Genomic DNA, 18587 nt, shown 5'->3' with positions numbered 1-18587 from the left:
GTGGGAGCCGCTGCGCTACAGTCGTCCCGGAAAACACACGAAAAGAGCGAAGAAAAGGACATGAGCGAATCACTGGCAGCCATCGATACCTCCCTGCCCACCGTCAACGCCCGCATCCACCCGCGCGGCGGCCTGGACGTGCTCTCGCGCGACGAGGTCGCGCGGCTGCGCGACGTATCCAGCGGCGGCATGCACGGACTGCTTCGCGGCTGCGCGCTGGCCGTGCTCACCAGCGGCAGCGCCTCCGACGACCCGCGCGCCGCACGCGAGCTGTACCCACACTTCGACATCCAGGTCCACCAGCAGGACCGCGGCGTGCGCATCGACCTGGTCAATGCGCCGGCGATGGCCTTCGTCGATGGCGAGATCATCCGCGGCGTCGCCGAGCTGCTGTTCGCGGCCGTGCGCGACCTGGCCTACATCGCAATCGAGCTGGGCAAGGAGGGCGCGCGCGACCTGGACAGCAGCGACGGCATCACCGACGCGGTCTTCGGCCTGCTGCGCAACGCGCGCCTGCTGCAACCGTGCGAACCCAACCTGGTGGTGTGCTGGGGCGGCCACTCGATCTCGCGCGAGGAATACGTCTACACCAAGCAGGTGGGCTACGAGCTGGGCCTGCGCGGCCTGGACATCTGCACCGGCTGCGGCCCTGGGGCGATGAAGGGCCCGATGAAGGGGGCCACGATCGCGCACGCCAAGCAGCGTCGCCGCCGCACGCGCTACATCGGCATCACCGAGCCGGGCATCATCGCCGCCGAATCACCCAACCCGATCGTCAACCATCTGGTGATCATGCCGGACATCGAGAAGCGCCTGGAGGCCTTCGTCCGGCTGGGCCACGGCATCATCGTGTTCCCGGGCGGCGTGGGCACGGCGGAGGAAATCCTCTACCTGCTGGGCATCCTGCTGCGCGAGGAAAACGCGCACCTGCCTTTCCCGCTCATCTTCACCGGACCGACGACGTCGGCGCCGTATTTCGAGCAGATCGACCGCTTCCTGCGGCTCACGCTGGGCGAAGCGGCCACCTCCCGCTACCAGATCATCATCGGCGACTGCGCGCAGGTCGCGCGGCGCATGCACGAGGGCATCGGCAAGGTGCGCGGACATCGCATCGCGCAGAAGGACTCGTTCTTCTTCAACTGGTCGGTGGACGTGCCCTTCGAATTCCAGCGGCCGTTCGTGCCCACGCACGAGGCGATGGCGGCGCTCGACCTGCACCACGGCCGCAAGCCGCATGAGCTGGCGGCCGACCTGCGACGCGCGTTCTCGGGCATCGTGGCCGGCAACGTCAAGGAAGACGGCATGCGCCGCATCGAGGAATTCGGGCCGTTCGAGATCCACGGCGACCCCGACATGATGCAGTCGATGGACGCGCTGCTGCGGGCCTTCGTCGAGCAGCGGCGAATGAAGATCGCCGGCGAGTACCGGCCCTGCTACCGGCTGGTGGCGTAGGCAGGAAAGCACGGATCAGGCGTGCCGGGGTCGCGATTGCGGTCCCGGTGCGGGAGGCCGCGGGGAGGGCGCGCAGGGACTGCGCGTCAGGCAGTTCGACCGATCAGGCCCGGCGCATCAGGCCGGGCACGCATCTCTGCGAGAAACATCAAACCCGGTGCGTCAGACCCGATGCAAAACCCGGGTGCACCGGACCCGCATGACCGGCATGCGGGTGCCGCATCAATTATCGCAGTCGAGGTCGCCGGACCAGTCCGGCTTGCTGATCTGGCTGACCACGAGATTGCCGCAACGGTCGCCGGCCTGCTTGCCGGTCGGGGTGGCCGTGATCGTGTACGTGGTGGCGCCGGCCGCGACGTTGATGTTGTAGAACGCGGTGTTGCCGATGGTCGGATACGCGCCGGACGTGCAGGTCCCGCACTGTGCGTACGAGGGATTCTCGGCGCGCCAGCGTTCCAGGCCCAGCTGGATGCGGCCGATCGCCTCCAGCGCGTCCGCGCGACGCCCCTTGCGGGACTGTTCGAGGTAACTTGGGATGGCGATCGCAGCGAGAATCGCGACGACGATCACAACGATCATCAGTTCGATGAGAGTGAAGCCCTTCTGGCGCATTTGAGGTCCCCTTTGCGGCATGCGGACGATAGTAGCCCGGTCGCTGTCGCGGGTCCTAGCGCCTGTCATATGAATGGAGCCGTCCGTCCGTCGGTGCTTGAAGGGGGGGCGGGCACCTGCCTAGAGTCCTGCTGGGATAAATGAGGACTCGACCATGGATTCTCCCGCACGAGCGCGGACAGCAGGCTTCACCCTGATCGAGCTGTGCGTGACGATGGCCGTGCTCGTCATCCTGGCGCTGGCGGCGTTGCCGTCCTATCGCGACTTCAACGAGCGCTACCGCCTGCGCAGCGCGGTCGAGGACGTGACCAGCGTCATCGCCTCGGCACGGGCGGCCGCGGTCAAGTCGGACCGCGACGTGAGGATTTCGTTCGGCGGCAGCGCGTCGGTGTGGTGCGTGGGCGCCGCCGCGGCGGCCGAACCGGCCGGTGGCGCGCAGGGTGGGGCGGCCACCGCCTGCAACTGCGCGGGCAATGCAGCCGCCTGCGTCGCGGGTGACCAGCCGCTGATCGTGCCCACGGGCAAGCACCAGGGCGTGACCATGACGGGGCTTCCCGCCGACTTCGCCTTCGACAGCAAGCTGGGCGTGATCCAGCCGCTGGGAACCTCGTGCGCCGTGTTCTCCTCGCCCAACGGCGACTACGACGTCCAGATCAGCGTCAACGCGCTGGGCCAGACCACCGCCTGCTCTTCGGGTGGGCTGATGGTGGGAATGAAACAGTGCTCGGAAGTGGGAGTGGCGGCATGTCCATGAACCGCGGTCGTACTTTCGGCAGGCGCGCACGTCGCGCCGGCGTCCACCAGGTCCACGGCTTCTCGCTGGTGGAGCTGATGGTGGGCATGGTGCTGGGCCTGATCGTCGTCGCGGCGGTCGTGAACCTGGTCATGTCGATCATCCAGTCCAACAACCAGACGATCCGGGCCACGCGCCTCACCCAGGAGCTGCGCGCCACGACGTCGGTGATCGCGGCGGACATCAAGCGCGCGCGCAGCGTGGACGATCCGTTCCGCAATCCGATGGTCGTGGGCGGCAACCCCTACCGTCAGGTCGACACGACCACGCCGGGCTGCGTGCGCTACTCGTACTTCAACACCGATCCGGGCGTCACCAATTACTTCCACGCCGTGAGCAGCGCCAATGGCGCCGTGCTCCTGGCCACCGGCGCCACGGCGGCGGGGGCGACGTGCGGCGCGGGGACGCGCCTGAATTCGCCCTTCATCAATATCAGTGCGCTCACCTTCGACCGCAACGGCCGCCGGATCACGATCACCGTCACCGGCTCGCTGATCGACGACCCCTCGATCGTGCGCACGCTGTCCCAGACCATTTTCATCCGCTCCCTCGCCGGTAGCTGACAGAGGCACTCCTCCATGAACGCATGCCGCTCCATGTCCCCCCGCATCCGCCAGCGCGGCGCCGCACTGCTCGTCGCAGTGGTGTTCCTGCTGCTGGCCGGCATCATGACGCTCTTCGCGCTGAACGTCGGCGTCTTCGAGACGCGCAGCACCGGTAACGACATCCGCGCCAAGATGGTCAATGAAGTCGCCGAGGCGGGCCTGTCCCAGGGCTTCGAGTACCTCATGCGGCAGCAGTCGGCCATGCTGGAGGATCCCTCGCTGTGGCGGCTGTGCCAGCCCAACGAGCTGACCTTCCCCTGCGGCGCCGTGCTGGGCACCGTGGACCACGACCTGGACGCGACGACGGCTGAAGTCACGCGCCGGTCGACGATGTGGCGCCTGATCGATGGCGGCCATACCGACGCCAACTTCGACAGCGCCATGACGCCGGCGATGCTGCGGCTGCCCAACAAGCTGACGAACGTCGGCGCGGCGACCCAGGCCAACGGGTTCCCGGTGGCCTACGGCGTGGCGCCGGTGGTGTGCTTCGTCCAGCGGCGCGCGGTGGGTGAACTCAACAGCGCTCCGATCCGCTGCGCGCAGAACATGGGCGATGCCAGCAACCGTCGCCTCGCCACCTTCGTCAGCGTGGCGCGGATCGCCGGCGAGGGCGCCCGCACCACGCTCGCCCAGACGGTGGGTCGCTTCAACCTGGTCGACGACCCGGTCTCCAAGCCACCGGTGATCGCCTCGGGCTCGGTGGACATCACCGGCGGCCTGCAGCTGGTGACCAACCCCAATGCCGGCGGTCCCGGCGTGCCGGTGTCGGTGTGGACGCGCAAGGACGTATCCAAGACCGGTACCCCCAACACCTGCTACGCCGACGAGTTCTTCCGCTTCGGCGCCAAGAACAACGCACCCCCGGGTTTCGAGGGCGGCACGATCACCTGCGATACCTGCCAGTGCGATGGCGACAAGTCGCTGTCCTACGACCAGTCCGGCAACGTGCAGGACGAGGGCATCGACATCCTTGACGTCGAAGGCACCTCCGCGGTCAACGGCAGCGGCGTCAACTACAACGTCCGCAGCGACGCGCTGTCCTACCCGGTGTGCGAGTTCCCGCCGGACCTGTTCGGCCATGTGTTCGGCACCCAGGCCTGGCAGGACAACGACCACGACTGCTTCGCCGAAGTGAAGGTCATGCAGCCCTTCACCAACCCCAACACCGGCGTGGAAGTCACCATCGGCGCGGATGAGGCGTTCCTGTATTCCTACGCCGAGAAGATCGTGAATCCGACCGCCACCGGCCAGCCGCTGGCCACGCCGGAACAGGCCTGGGCCGGCGGTTACCCGAGCTCCACGCTGTCGGGCCTGATCTGGTGCCAGTCGAACTGCGACGTGGGCTCCAACACGCAGGTGGGCACGGCCGACAAGCCGGTGGTGCTGGTCATCGATGGTTCGGCCAGGATCCAGGGCCGCGTCTTCGGCCTGGTCTTCATCCGCTCCACGTCGGGCGGCACGCTGACGCCGGCGACCGGCTACACGTTCACCGCCACCCAGATCGCCGGCGGCGGCACCGCCACCCTCGACATGAACGCGGGCGCGATCGTCTACGGCGCGATGGTCGTGCAGGGCCAGGTCGACAAGGCCAACGGCACCGCCGCCATCGTGCACGACGACAACGTGCTCAGCGCGATCGGCAAGAATCCCAACAACAACCGTTACGCGACGCTGCCAGGCGCGTGGAACGACACCTTCTCGTACTGACGGGGCGCACGCCGATGAAACGCATCTATCGCACGCCTGGCCTGTCGGGTGGTTTCAGCCTCATCGAGGTGATGATCGCCGTGGTCGTGCTGGCTACGGGCCTGCTGGCCCTGGCCGCACTGCAGGCCAGCATCACCCGCGCCTCCGCGGACGCCAAGACGCGCGGCCGCGTGGCCGCGATGCTCACTGCCCGCATGGACGAACTGCGCAGCAGCGGGTATGACAATCCGATGCTCGATCCCGGCGCCGGTGGCTTGACCACCAGCACCACCGACGGCTGTGACGGCGACGCCACCGACTGGATCGACTGCGCCCGGGTGCAGGCCAACCTGGTCCGGCTCGACGTCAACCAGACCAACCAGATGTGGACCAGCGCCGTGGGCGCTGCCAGCTTCTCGCAGGTCAACGCACGGCCGACGACCGAGGGCGTGCCCGAGTTCATCCGGGTGACCCTCAACGCGACCTGGCGCACCCAGGACTCGGGCGCCACCGACCACACGCTCGCCATGACCTCCGAGTTCAGCTCGCTGGCGCTGCGCGATTCCCTGCTGCCACCGCCTCCGGCGTCCAACACGCCCACCGGCGGCCCGATCGTGCGCACCGACAACCCTGCCGGCCCGGGCGTCATCCCGGTCGCGGTGGGTGGTGGTGACGCCACGGCGGCCTCGAACCCGCGTCCGGAAGTCATCGGCAAGAACAACAACACCACCGTCGTGGGCACGCGCTTCGACGTGCTGACCTACAGCGGCATCACCGGTCCGTCGGTCATCCAGCGCCGCGTGGAAACCGAAGTGATCAAGTGCCAGTGCCGCCTGGGTGCCGGCGGCGCCAACCTGCCCACGATCTACCAGAAGTCGCAATGGCCCGCGATCTGGACCGGCGAGCGCTACGACCTCTACACGCCCAGCCCGGCCGCGACGCCGCCCGGACAGGGCCAGAACTCCGGTCCCAAGCCCAACGTCGACCAGAGCCCGTACTGCATGGACTGCTGCCGTGACCATTTCGACGGCACGTCCACCACCCATGCCAAGTTCGATCCCGAGCGCGGCGGCCCGCACAACCACTTCACCATCACCAATGCCGGCGTCCTCACCCAGATGGCGGCCAATGATGTCGATTACGTGGAGTCCTGCCGCCTGATCCGCGTCGACGGCTTCTGGCGCACCGCGGCGGACATGTATTCCCGCCAGTTCGGCCTGCTCGCGACCGAAACGGTCAACGGCAAGGAGGCCGCGACCGGCCTGCCGAACAACGCCTCGCCGGTGCCCACGGTCACCAACTATCAGGCGTTCGTGAAGAGTTACCTGGAGCAGATCACGGGCAGCAGTGGTTCGCCGCCGACCAACGCCCAGGCCAAGTTCGACGAGACCCCCCGCGGCCTCAACGAGCCGGCGGACGTCGACATCAACCTGCCCAATTCCCAGGACTTCCGCTATCTGCACGGTCGCGGCCTGTACCTGGACTTCATGGAGGCCAAGGCGCGCGCCAAGATCACCAAGATCCTGGCCGACACCGGACCCAACGGGGCATGCCCGACCGGTTCGGACAGGGCCGAGTGCATCCTGCCGTTCCTGCCGTTCACCACCATCAACGCCACCGAGCTGGCGACGTGGAAGGCCAGCAACACGACCATCCTCAGCGTCAACAGCAACAACCAGCTGGGCTCGGCCCCGCAGCAGCCCTCGGGCGGCCGCACGGCGGGCCTGAAGAAGGGCGTGGCCGACAACAACGTCAAGATCAACATGAGCAACTTCGGCCTGGCCGCGTCCAGCGATCCGAAGTTCCTGAACCAGCTTGGCGTGGATGACGTCGACGTCGCGGCCCAGGGCACCGACACGCAGGTATTCGACGTGGGCGGTACCAACGCGCCGCCCAGCTCGGGCGACGAGTTCAGCGTCAACATCGCGGGCGTCACGACCCAGGATCCGGACACCTTCTACACGGTGGCGGGCACGGATACGGGCGAGTGCCTGCGCGCCAGCCCGGTGGATCCGTTCCGGTGCGCGACCAACACCGACGCCTTCTCGGGCGGCAGCGTGGTCATCAGCAACTACTGGATCGAGCAGTCCATCACCCAGTCGAAGGTCATGACCTGCGGCAACAAGACCGGTACGTTCAACGTCGCGGTGCCGACGTTCTACAACTACGAAGTCGTCTCGGCCAAGATCGGAATCGCGAATGCCCTGACGCTCAGCCTGGGCACCCCGAACGGCAAGATCACCGAGAAGACCACGGCGACGTTTGGCCCCGAACTGATTCCGGGCGCGGTGGTCACCGTCACGATCCAGCAGGAGGGCAGCCCCGTTCCGGCGACGCTCGCAAGCTGCAAGATCACCGGCAACAACCCGGGCACGATCTCCGAAATTGAGTGGACTCGCCCATGGACACAACCCTGAGCGCCAAAGGTGGTTGACGGGACGGGGCCGACATCGGATCATATGCGGCCCCGCCCGAATAGCTCAGCCGGTTAGAGCACTTGACTGTTAATCAGGGGGTCGTTGGTTCGAGTCCAACTTCGGGCGCCAGGATTCAGTGATACGAGAAGGCCCACCGCAAGGTGGGCCTTCTTTTTTGCCTGCGCGGCAGCGCCAGCCCGGTTCAGGTGCCGGGTTTGCACCGCCAAGGGCATCGCCTGGACGGCGAATGCGGCACCGGGCGCACGCAATGCGCCGCTGCGATCAGCCTTCGCCCGACATGCAATCCTGCGCGGCCTGGGCCGTCGGCGTGCCCGTGCGCATCACGCCGGCATTGGACATGACCAGCGTCACCGCGTAATCCGTTCCCCGGGCGTCGCACAGGGTGAAGGTGACGTTGGAACCGGCATTGCTGCCGTTGGGCTGGAACACCAGCTTCGTCCGGCCACGCGTCGAGCGCAGGTGCACCCGCTGGTCGATCGCGTGGACCTGGTCCACGAGGGTTTCGCCGGGGTCGCGGGAGCGGTCGCCGTCCAGGTCGGCATACGCCATCCATCCCGCGTCCCAGAGCGTCTGGCCGCTGCACTGGAGTGAACCCCCGGACGGACAGACGATGACCTCGGTCCCCGTCACGGACGCATGGCGCACCGCATCGATCAGGGTGGCTGCCAGGTCGGCCCGTACCGAACCGGCGCTGGCCGCAGCCCTGGCGTGGCTGAAGGCGGGCAGGGCGATGCCCAGCAGGATCGCCGCGACAGCCATGGCGGCGATGAGTTCGAACAGCGTGAATCCACGGGAAAGGCGCACGGCAGGGCTCCTGCAGGGATGTCCCGCATGCTGTGGGCCCTGCGCGCGCGCCGTCGGCGGGCGCGCGTCGCCGCGATGGGTAGGAAAACGCCGCATCCGTCCCCATCACCGGGACTGGCTACACTGGGTGATGTCCGTCGCCCCCGCGAACCGATGAACGAACCGACCCGTCCCACCGCTTTCGAACTCGTGTCGCCGTACCAGCCTGCCGGCGACCAGCCCCAGGCCATCGAAAAGCTGATCGAGGGTTTCGAGAGCGGCCTGGCGCACCAGACCCTGCTGGGCGTGACCGGCTCGGGCAAGACCTACACGATCGCCAATGTCGTGGCGCGCGTGCAGAAGCCCACGATCGTGATGGCGCCCAACAAGACGCTGGCCGCGCAGCTGTACGGCGAGTTCAAGGCGTTCTTCCCGAACAACGCCGTCGAGTATTTCGTCAGCTACTACGACTACTACCAGCCCGAGGCCTACGTGCCCTCGTCGGACACCTTCATCGAGAAGGACAGTTCGGTGAACGAGCACATCGAGCAGATGCGCCTGTCGGCGACCAAGGCGCTGCTGGAGCGGAAGGACGCACTGATCGTCTGCACGGTGTCGGCCATCTACGGCCTGGGCGACCCGAACGAATATTTCAGGATGGTGCTGCACATGGTGCGCGGCGAGCGCATCGAGCAGCGCGAGCTGATCCGCCGCCTCACCGAGATGCAGTACACGCGCAACGACACCGAACTGCGGCGCGCGACCTACCGCGTGCGCGGCGAGGTGATCGACGTGCATCCGGCGGAAAGCGACGCCGAGGCCCTGCGCATCGAGCTGTTCGACGGCGAGATCGAGCAGCTGACGATGTTCGATCCGCTCACCGGCGAAACACTGCGCAAGCTGCCGCGCTTCACCATTTATCCCGGTTCGCATTACGTCACCTCGCGGCGGACCGTGCTGGACGCCGTGGAGGCCATCAAGCTAGAGCTGCGCGAGCGCCTGGAGCAGCTGTACGCGCAGAACAAGCTGGTCGAAGCGCAGCGCCTGGCCCAGCGCACGCAGTTCGACCTGGAGATGATGGCCGAGGTCGGCTACTGCAACGGCATCGAGAACTACTCCCGCCATCTCACCGGGCACATGCCGGGCGAGCCCCCGCCGTGCCTGTTCGACTACCTGCCGCCGGATGCGCTGCTGGTGGTGGACGAATCGCACGTCACGGTTCCGCAGGTGGGCGCCATGTACAAGGGCGACCGCTCGCGCAAGGAGACGCTGGTCGAATTCGGTTTCCGGCTGCCGTCGGCGCTGGACAACCGGCCGCTCAAGTTCGAGGAATGGGAAGGGCGTTCGCCGCGCGCGATCTTCGTCTCCGCCACCCCCGGCCCATACGAACTGCGGCACTCCGAAGGACAGATCACCGAACTGGTGGTGCGGCCGACCGGGCTGATCGATCCGGAAGTGGAGATCCGCCCCGTCGCCACCCAGGTCGACGACGTGCTGGGCGAGATCAACCTGCGCGTGGCGATGGGCGACCGCGTCCTGATCACCACGCTGACCAAGCGCATGGCGGAGAACCTCACCGAGTACTTGGGCGAGCACGGGGTCAAGGTCCGCTACCTGCACTCGGACGTGGACACGGTCGAACGGGTCGAGATCATCCGCGACCTGCGCCTGGGCAAGTTCGACGTGCTGGTCGGCATCAACCTGCTGCGCGAAGGCCTCGACATGCCCGAAGTCTCGCTGGTGGCGATCCTCGACGCCGACAAGGAAGGCTTCCTGCGCTCCACCGGCTCACTGATCCAGACCATCGGCCGCGCGGCGCGCAACCTGCGCGGCAAGGCGATCCTGTACGCCGATCGCGTCACCAACTCGATGCGGGCCGCCATCGACGAGACGGACCGGCGCCGGCAGAAGCAGGTCGAGTACAACCTGGAGCACGGCATTACCCCGCGCTCGGTGGCCAAGGCGGTGGTCGACATCATGGAAGGCGCGCGGGCCGATCCCGAAGCGCTCAAGACCAAGGGGCGCGCCCGCAAGGCCGCCGAGGAGGCCGCCGAATACGCCTCGCTGTCGCCGGCGCAGTTCGCCGCGCGGATCCGCGCGCTGGAGCAGAAGATGTACCAGCACGCCCGAGATCTGGAGTTCGAGGACGCCGCCTCCGTGCGCGATCAGCTGCGCCGCCTGCGCGAAGCGGGCTTCGCCGCCTGACTCACTTCTTCGCACGCGCATTTTGCGCGGAAGGTTGCCGGCCGCCCCGGTCTCGGGCTAAACTGCGCGCCCCTTGCTTCCCGGGCAGCAGCATCGCCGGGGGCGGGTAGGGGCGGTTAGCTCAGCGGTAGAGCACTACCTTGACATGGTAGGGGTCACAGGTTCGAACCCTGTACCGCCCACCAGATTCTGGTGGCATCCCTCGACGGGTGCGATGGTTTGAAAAATGGCAAAAGGCCGGGGAAAACCCCGGCCTTTTGCCGTTTCTGGGGCCCAAGCCCGGTCACCGCCCGGCCGACGGCCAACAGGGGAGGGCTTGCGCGCCAAGCCCGGCAAAGTTAAGTTGCCGGCGCGGACCCTGGGGAAGGGCCGCGAACAGTGTTGTCAAGGCAGCTGTCATCTCACCGATGGCCTGGTAGGCGCGCTTCAAATTCTGGGGGAACAGGGGACATGGACGTGCTCAAGCGCGCCGGCTTTGCTGGTTTTATAGCGGTTGTCTGTTTCGTTTCTGGTCTGGCCACGCCGTATTCCACGGCCCGCGCACAGGCCACGACTCCCCAGGTCCAGGCCCCGGCATCGCCCGCGGCGCCGACGGAAGCGCCGACCAGCATCGCTGCGGCCCGCCTGGAGGCGGCCGCCCGGCACATGGACCGCATCACCCGCGAGCTGCGCGGGCGGGACGAAGGCGGCGACACGCCCGATGACCTCGCCGTGGCGCGCAAGCTGCGCCCGCACCTGGCCGGCCTGCGCAGCCTGGACCTGGTCCTGCAGCAGGCCGCGGCCGAAGACCGCGCCGACATGGATCGCCTGCGCACGCCGTCCGGCATGCGCCAGAGCTTCGAGAGCGACGAGGCCCGCCTGCGCGAGGCCGCGGCGGCATTCCGCCCACTGGCCGAGCGCGTCGAGCAGGCAATCGCCTCGGGCAGCCAGGCCGAGGCCGACGCCGCCCTGGACCAGATGGCCGGCACGCTGGCCCGCACCGACGTCACCCGCCGGCCGGCCTTCGATCCGGCCACCCTGCGCGCCCAGCACGTCAAGCGCGAGAAGCGCGCTCCGGCACAGACCAAGGCCGAACTGCAGGAATACCTCGCGGTCACCAGCGACGCGCAGCCCATGGCCGTCGCGGGCACCGCGTCCGCCCAGATGGTGGGCACGCAGGCCATCCCGGAACTCACGCAGAGCGAGGAAACCAGCATCACGCCGCAGATCCAGGCGCTGGCGGACGAGCTGGGCCACAACCCGGTCCGCATCTACAACTGGGTCCACAACAACATCGATTTCGTGCCGGGCCACGGCGCGATCCAGGGCGCCGGCCTCACCCTGCGCAGCCGCCAGGGCAACGCCACCGACATCAACAGCCTGCTGGTGTCGATGCTGCGCGCCTCGGGTATTCCCGCGCGTTTCGTCTACGGCACCGTCGATGTGCCGATCGCCCGTGCGGTGTCGTGGCTGCGCGCGCGCAACATGAACGACGCGCTGGGCCTGGTGCAGATGGGCGGCATCCCCAGCACGCTGATGATGATGAACGGCCAGCCGCACGCGCTGCGGCTGCAGCACATGTGGGTCGAGGCCTTCATCGACTTCACCCCGTCGCGCGGCGCGATCAACCGCGAGCCCGACGCGTGGATCCCGATGGACGCCAGCTTCAAGCAGTACCAGCTGGCCTCGCAGCCACTGGACGTGCTGGGCCTTGGCCAATGGAACACGCAGACGGCGGTTGACGCGCTCAAGGACGGCGCGCAGTTCAACGCCGACGGCTCCTTCACCGGCCTCAACACGACCGCGTACACGAACTACCGCAACACCGTGGTCGAGCGCATCGCGCAGTCCACCGACCTCACGGGCCTGAACGACCCCGAGGTCGGCCTGGGCAAGTACGCCATCGTGCCGCACCAGCTGCCGGTGATCAGCGGCACGCTGCCGTTCGCTGTGAGCGCCGCACGCACGCGCTATGCCGCGTTGCCGGCGAGCCTGAAGTACTACATGGACGTGCAGCTGTTCGCCACGCAGCGCGACATCGCGTACGAGAATCCGATGATGTCGGTGCGCGTGGCCACGGTCGCGCTGGGTGGGCAGTCGCTGTACATCAACCCCAAGCCGGCGAGCGCTGAACAGGAACTGGCGCTGCGCAACTACGAGAGCAGCAACTCGGCATCGCTGCCGCTGGGATCGTTCAGTGTCATTCCGCAGGTGAAGCTCGGCGACCAGGTGCTGGCGGAAGCCGGCGCGATGGCGATGGGCACGCCGCAGTTCTGGGTAGCAGGCATCGTCGACCTGCAGGGCCATATCTCCGGTACCTGGGAGCCCTATGAGTTCGCCGCCGGCTCGCACATCAACCTGACGCCCGACCTTGGCGGGATGACGCCGGAACTGGCCTACAGCTTCGCCCAGGACACGGGGGAAGAGGCCAGCCAAACGGTCGACCGCGCCCTGCACCTGGCGGGCATCCAGTACTGGCTGCTCAACGACAGCCGCGCGCACATCGAGGCGCGTGGCGCCGGCGGACACTTCCTGCGGGCGCCTTCGGTCGGCGTGTTCGCGATGCCGCTGCAGGTCCGTTATTTCTTCGGGATCCCGCGTAGCGGATCGTTCGGCGGCTTCGCCACCGACATCAAGGCCGACCGCGTGGGCATCGTCCACGAAGACCCGGCGATGTACCGCCACATCGCGCAGAAGATCGGCGCGAACGGCTCGCTGGCCGAAGGCCTGACCTGGGACCTGCTGCTCAGCGGGCAGCCGGGCCGCTCGCTCTCGGCGTCGAGCATCCTGACCTGGGCCAACCGCAGCAAGGTGCCGATCCACGCGATCACGGCAGAGAACGTCGCCGCGATCCTGCCCAAGCTCCAGACCACCCAGGACGTCAAGTCGGAGATCGCCAATTCGGTGGCCGCCGGCATGATCGTCATCGTCCCGGAGAAGGAGTTCTCGCAGGGGCGCATGCAGGCTGCGGGCTACGTCATCCTCGACCCGGACACCGGCGGCGGCATCTACCGCGTCGACGGCGGCCTCAACGGCGCCATCAACTGGGGCTGCATCGCCAAGGCGGTGGTGCTCAAGGTGCTGTGCGAGAAGAAGTTCATCCAGATCGTGGTCACCAACCTCGCCAGGTTCGCGCTGGGCCTGGCCGCGCGTACGGGTCTGACCGCGCTGCTTTCCGCGGTTGCTCCTCCGCTGGGTGTTGCATTCGCGATCGTCAACGCCGTGCTGATCGCGGTGACGATCTTCCAGGCGGCGTACGAGGTCACGCAGTGGGTCAGGCAGATCGAACTGGGCCTGATCGACCTGACGCCCGAGGAAATGGCGGAGCTGGGCATCAAGGCGATCAACAACTACGCCTGCAACTACCTGCCTGGATGCCTCAGCGCGATTCCTGGCATGTCGGCCGCGAACGACTGGGTGAATTCCACGTTCCTGGGCTACGAGTCCGGGGCAGCGAACGGCCCCACCGCGGGCAACCCCGTCTCGGTCGGCAATGGCGTCAAGACGCAGGTGGAAGAGGATTACGAGGGCAACGGTCCATTCCCTCTGGCCTACGTGCGGACCTACGTCAGCTTCCTGCCCAACGGCTCGCCTGTTGGCCACAAGTGGGGAGCGGACTACCACCAGAAGCTGATCCTGCCCGAAGACGCCACCGCGATGGAGGCGCCCAAGGCTGTTATGGCGCAGCGCAAGGACGGCAGCTGGCGTCAGTTCAACCTGAGCGGCGGTGCCTATGTCGCCAACGGTGACGTGTCCGACCGCATCGAGCGCATCAACGACGGCCTGGGTCGCACCACCGGCTGGCGTCTGCGCACGCTCGACGATGTGCTCGAGATCTACGATGCCGACGGCAGGCTGCTGGCCCTGGAGCACCGCACTGGCCTTCGGCATGCACTGACCTATGCAGACGGCCTGCTCTCGGCGGTCGCCGACGACTTCGGCCGTACCCTGCGCTTCGAGCATGACCCGGCTACGCGCCAGGTCACGGCAATGATCGACCCGGACGGCAACCGCACCACCTACACCTACGCCGACGGCGCGCTCGTGGCCGTGACCTATCCGGGCAACGCATCGCGCCACTACCACTATGAAGTTCCCGGCTGGCCGACCCTGCTGACCGGCATCACCGACGAGTCCGGGCACCGCTATGCCAACTGGAAGTACGACGACGAGAGCCGTGTCGTCGAGTCCAGCCACGCCGGTGGCGCCGAACGGACTACCTTCAGCTACAGCGAACTGGAAACCCGCGTCACCGACGCGCGCAACGCAACACGGACCTTCCGTTTCACCCGCATCTTCGACACGCTGCGAATGACCGAAATGACCGATCCCTGCAACGGATGCGGTGGCTCGGGAAGTGCGGCGAAGGTGAGCTACGACGGCAATGGCTACCCGGCCCAGGTGACCGACAACAACGGCGTGCAGAGCCAGGTCCGTGTCAACGGCCGCGGCCTGCCCGAGAGTTGGACGCGTGCCTTGGGCAAGCCTGAAGCGCAGTCGGTCAACATCACCTGGCACCCGACCTGGCGCCTGCCGGCGGTCATCACCGAAACCGGCGCCACCGGGACCCCCAAGGTTACCCGCCTGGACTACGACGACCGCGGCAATCTCCGCCAGCGGACCGTCAGCGTTGATGGCCAGAGCCGTGCATGGACGTTCCTGGTCAATGACGCCGGCCAGGTCACCCGTGAAGATGGCCCGCGTACGGATGTGGTGGACGTCACCGAGTACGACTACGACTCCGCGACCGGCAACCGTGTCCTGGTCCGCGATCCGAACGGCCTGGTGACCCGATACACCGACTACGACCGGCATGGCCGCGTCCTGCAGATGATCGATCCCAACGGGCTGGTCACCGACCACCGTTACGATCCACGTGGACGCCTGATCGAGTCCAAGCTGACCTTGCCTGGCGGCGGGGTGGAAATCACCGGCTTCGGCTACACCGGCTACGGCGCGCTGGATCGGGTGACGCTCCCCGGCGGCCACTGGCTGCAATACACCTATGACCCCGCGCAGCGGCTGGTGGGCGTCAAGGACAGCCGCGGCAATCGCGTCGAATACGTGCTCAATGCTGCCGGCGACCGCACGCGGATCGACAGCTTCGACCGCGACGACGTGCTTGCCCGCACCCAGCACCGTGTCTTCAACGAACTGGGCCGGCTGGCACGCGCCTATGGCGCAAATGAGGACGACGCGGTCGACTACACCTACGACGACAACGGCAATACGCGCTTCATCCGCGTGCCGTTGCACGGCACGGCCACCGAGCAGCAGTACGATGCCGTCGGCCGGCTGATGGCCACGGTCGACCCCGGCCAGGGCACGACGCAGTATCGTTACGACGCACAGAACAACCTGCGTCGGGTGGTCGACCCAAGGCAGCTGACCACCGCGTACGACTACAACGGCTTCAACGAGCTCCAGCTGGTCACCAGCCCGGACACGGGCACCACGCGATACACCCGCGATGCCGCGGGCAACGTGGCTTCGCGCGTGGACGCACGCAACCAGCAGGCGACGTTCGGTTACGACGCCGGCAATCGCCTGACCTCGGTGACCTATCCGGACGAGACGCTTGGCCTGGCCTACGACGAGGCGACCGGCGGTCCGGGAGCCAAGGGCAGGCTGACCAGCTTCAGCGACAGCAGCGGCCGTACCCGGCACATGTACGACGCGCAGGGACGACTGCTGCAGACCACGCAGCAGCTGGGCAGCGATGCCAACGCCGCAGGACGCCGCACGCTGGAGCATGCGTACGCCAACGGGCAGCGAAGTGAAACCGTGCTTCCCTCCGGCGCGAGGCTCGGCTACGGCTACGGGACCGATGGTCGCGTCAACCTGATCTCGGTCAACGGCGTCGCCGTCGTTCGCGACATCGAGTACTTCCCGTTCGGAGAACCCAAGGCCTGGACTACTTCCGCGGGCCGCTACGAACGCAGCTTCGACATGGACGGACGCATCGCCACGCATTCGCGCGGAGCGTCCACCGGTCGCGTCCGCTACGACAGCGCGGGACGCATCATCGAAACCGGCGAGACGGCGGCGGGTCGACCCGAATGGCGTTACGGCTACGATGAACTCGATCGCCTCGCCAACGCCTCCAACCTGGCCGCCGGGGGCGGCAGCTGGACCTGGACGTTCGATGCCAACGGCAACCGGAAGAGCCAGGAATCCGCGGGCACGATCCGGAACTACAGCATCGATCCGGTGAGCAACCGCCTGCTGGCCGTCGATGGCGCAAGCCGTGAGTACGACGCCGCGGGCCAGCTCTCGCTGGCGGGTGGACAGACGTGGGTCCACTCCGCCCGCGGCCGCCTGATCGCGGTGCGCCTGGGTGCGGTGCCGGTGGCCCAGTACACCTATAACGCCATTGGCCAGCGCGTGTGCGCGGCGACCGGCGGGGCCAGTTGCCCCTCCGCCACCGCGACGGGCAGCGGTTACGTCCAGTTCGCGTACGACGAAGACGGGCACCTGGTCGGCGAGTACACGGCAAGCGGCGCCTTGGCCACGGAACACGTCTGGCTGGGCGACACCCCCGTGGCGGTGCTCAAGCCGGCCGCGACGGCGGCGACGTTCGGCGGCCTGACCTCGGGCAACGCCGCGGTGTATTTCGTTCACCCGGACCACATCGACACGCCGCGCGTGATCGTCAACGCCGCCAACACGCCGCTCTGGCGTTGGGACAGCGGTCCCTACGGCGACGCGCCGGCAAACGAGAACGCCAGTGGCCTGGGTGTGTTCGCCTACAACCTGCGGTTCGCGGGCCAGCGATACGACGCGGTCACCGGAACGCACTACAACTACTTCCGCGACTACGAGCCGGAAACCGGTCGCTACGTGCAGTCCGATCCCGTGGGCCTCAAGGGTGGGCTGAACACCTACAGCTACGTCGGCGACTCGCCGGTGGGTTCAGTCGATCCATACGGGCTTTGGAAGTTCAGCGACATCAAGACTTGCCAGGACCTGGGCCGGGTCACGCGCGCCCGCGCCCGTTCCCGCCTCAAGCCCAGCGGCAACTGCGTCTACTGCGGTACGGCCAAGGCCACGCAGCGGGACCACTACTGGTCGGTCAGCGACTGCTGGCAGTCCTACCAGGCGGGCCTGATCTCGTTGAGCAAGTGCATCTACCTGATCAACAAGAACAACCTGGTCGGCGCCTGCGGTCCGTGCAACAGGGGCAAGAGCGACAAGGACCCGACGACGTACGTGCCGCTGCCTGGCTTCCCGACGACGAGTCCGTACCGATGAGCGATGCGCTGCTCAAGAAGGCGACCACGCTCCTGGCCAACGGCTACGTCGCCGATGCCCAGGAGCTGCTGGGCCGGCTGCTGCTCTCGGGCTGCGCCGCGGCGCATGGCCCGCTGGGAATGATCCATGCGCGCGACGCCGCACTGGGCGACAGCGCCGCTGCGCAGCTTGCGATCGAACTCTTCGAGCGCGGCGATGCCGCGGGCGATGCGCTGTCCACCTTTGAATTGTCCCGCTGCCACGGACTGGGTCTGGGATGTCCGCGCGACGAAGTCCGCGCCTACCAGCTGGCTCGCAAGGCGGCCGACGCGGGACTGCTTCGCGCCGCCGCCGCCGTGGCGCGCTGCGCGCTCAATGGCGTGGGTTGCGCGGTGGACCTGGAGCAGGCACGCGACTACCTGTTGCGCTCCCTGCCCGATGCAGTTCCGGGCCTGCAGTACTCGCTTGGCCGCTTGATGTATTACGGGCAGGGCGGAGCGCGCGACGAAGAACGCGCGATCGAGTTGTTCCGTGCCGCCGCCGAGGGTGGCAGCGACCAGGCCTGCATGGCCTTGGCCGCCGTTGCCGGCGCCAAGGGCGACAAGGACGAAGCAGCCCGCTGGATCGGGCGTGCCGGCGAACTGGTACCCGAACAGGAAGCGGCCGTCGCGAGCCTGGACGAGGCCGTAAAGCAATACGTGCAGCACGGTCGGAGCGGGTCGCAGGGGCTGCACTGAGTGGCACGTGCGCGTACCGCGGGCCGGTTCGCGCGCCGTGTGATCGACGCGACACAGGCCGCGCGCA

The 18587-nt window shown here is 67.5% G+C and carries 10 protein-coding genes and 2 tRNA genes; 10 read left to right on the top strand and 2 right to left on the bottom strand.

The features are described from left to right. Window positions 1-60: 60 nt before the first annotated feature. Entirely contained in the window at window positions 61-1452 is a 1392-nt protein-coding gene (ppnN, locus tag I8J32_RS16890; protein ID WP_200613850.1) for a nucleotide 5'-monophosphate nucleosidase PpnN, read from the top strand. 222 nt (window positions 1453-1674) lie between these two features. Here ppnN and I8J32_RS17750 read toward each other — a convergent pair whose 3' ends face one another. Then, window positions 1675-2064 carry a type IV pilin protein gene (locus I8J32_RS17750; protein ID WP_284691293.1) on the bottom strand — a complete coding sequence of 130 codons (390 nt, stop codon included), beginning with the start codon at window positions 2062-2064 and terminating at the stop codon, window positions 1675-1677. A gap of 154 nt (window positions 2065-2218) precedes the next feature. Here I8J32_RS17750 and I8J32_RS16880 point away from each other — a divergent pair, with 154 nt between their 5' ends. From I8J32_RS16880 to I8J32_RS16860, 5 genes are all read left to right on the top strand, one after another. Further along, entirely contained in the window at window positions 2219-2818 is a 600-nt protein-coding gene (locus tag I8J32_RS16880; protein WP_200613849.1) for a pilus assembly FimT family protein, read from the top strand. Further along, a complete protein-coding gene (locus tag I8J32_RS16875; protein ID WP_200613848.1) occupies window positions 2809-3420 on the top strand; it encodes a PilW family protein in 612 nt (203 codons plus the stop codon). The genes I8J32_RS16880 and I8J32_RS16875 overlap by 10 nt, the downstream gene beginning before the upstream one ends. Window positions 3421-3453: 33 nt before the next feature. Further along, window positions 3454-5169: a hypothetical protein gene (locus I8J32_RS16870; RefSeq protein WP_200613847.1), complete on the top strand. Its 1716-nt coding sequence runs from the start codon at window positions 3454-3456 to the stop codon at window positions 5167-5169. Between the two features lie 14 nt (window positions 5170-5183). Then, a complete protein-coding gene (locus tag I8J32_RS16865; protein WP_200613846.1) occupies window positions 5184-7565 on the top strand; it encodes a type IV pilus modification PilV family protein in 2382 nt (793 codons plus the stop codon). A 52-nt stretch (window positions 7566-7617) separates the two neighbouring features. Then, a tRNA-Asn gene (locus I8J32_RS16860) sits at window positions 7618-7694 on the top strand. Window positions 7695-7847: 153 nt separating this feature from the next. Here I8J32_RS16860 and I8J32_RS16855 read toward each other — a convergent pair. Then, window positions 7848-8390, bottom strand: coding sequence for a GspH/FimT family pseudopilin (locus I8J32_RS16855; RefSeq protein WP_200613844.1), 543 nt, complete (start codon window positions 8388-8390; stop codon window positions 7848-7850). A 153-nt stretch (window positions 8391-8543) separates the two neighbouring features. On the opposite strand from I8J32_RS16855, the gene uvrB reads away from it, so the two are divergent. The 4 genes from uvrB to I8J32_RS16835 all read left to right on the top strand — a co-directional run bounded on the left by uvrB (window position 8544) and on the right by I8J32_RS16835 (window position 18520). After that, entirely contained in the window at window positions 8544-10574 is a 2031-nt protein-coding gene (gene uvrB, locus I8J32_RS16850) for an excinuclease ABC subunit UvrB (RefSeq protein ID WP_200613842.1), read from the top strand. 110 nt (window positions 10575-10684) lie between these two features. Next, window positions 10685-10759, top strand: a tRNA-Val gene (locus tag I8J32_RS16845). A gap of 265 nt (window positions 10760-11024) precedes the next feature. Next, on the top strand, window positions 11025-17804 hold the full coding sequence (locus I8J32_RS16840; RefSeq protein ID WP_200613840.1) for an RHS repeat-associated core domain-containing protein: 6780 nt from the start codon (window positions 11025-11027) through the stop codon (window positions 17802-17804). Then, entirely contained in the window at window positions 17801-18520 is a 720-nt protein-coding gene (locus tag I8J32_RS16835; RefSeq protein WP_200613838.1) for a tetratricopeptide repeat protein, read from the top strand. The genes I8J32_RS16840 and I8J32_RS16835 overlap by 4 nt, the downstream gene beginning before the upstream one ends. The last annotated feature ends 67 nt before the right edge of the window (window positions 18521-18587 follow it).

This window comes from Lysobacter solisilvae (genome assembly GCF_016613535.2).
GTDB lineage: Bacteria > Pseudomonadota > Gammaproteobacteria > Xanthomonadales > Xanthomonadaceae > Agrilutibacter > Agrilutibacter solisilvae.
The sequence above is the reverse complement of the archived record's forward strand: the minus strand, read 5'-3'. Positions and strand labels throughout refer to the sequence as shown.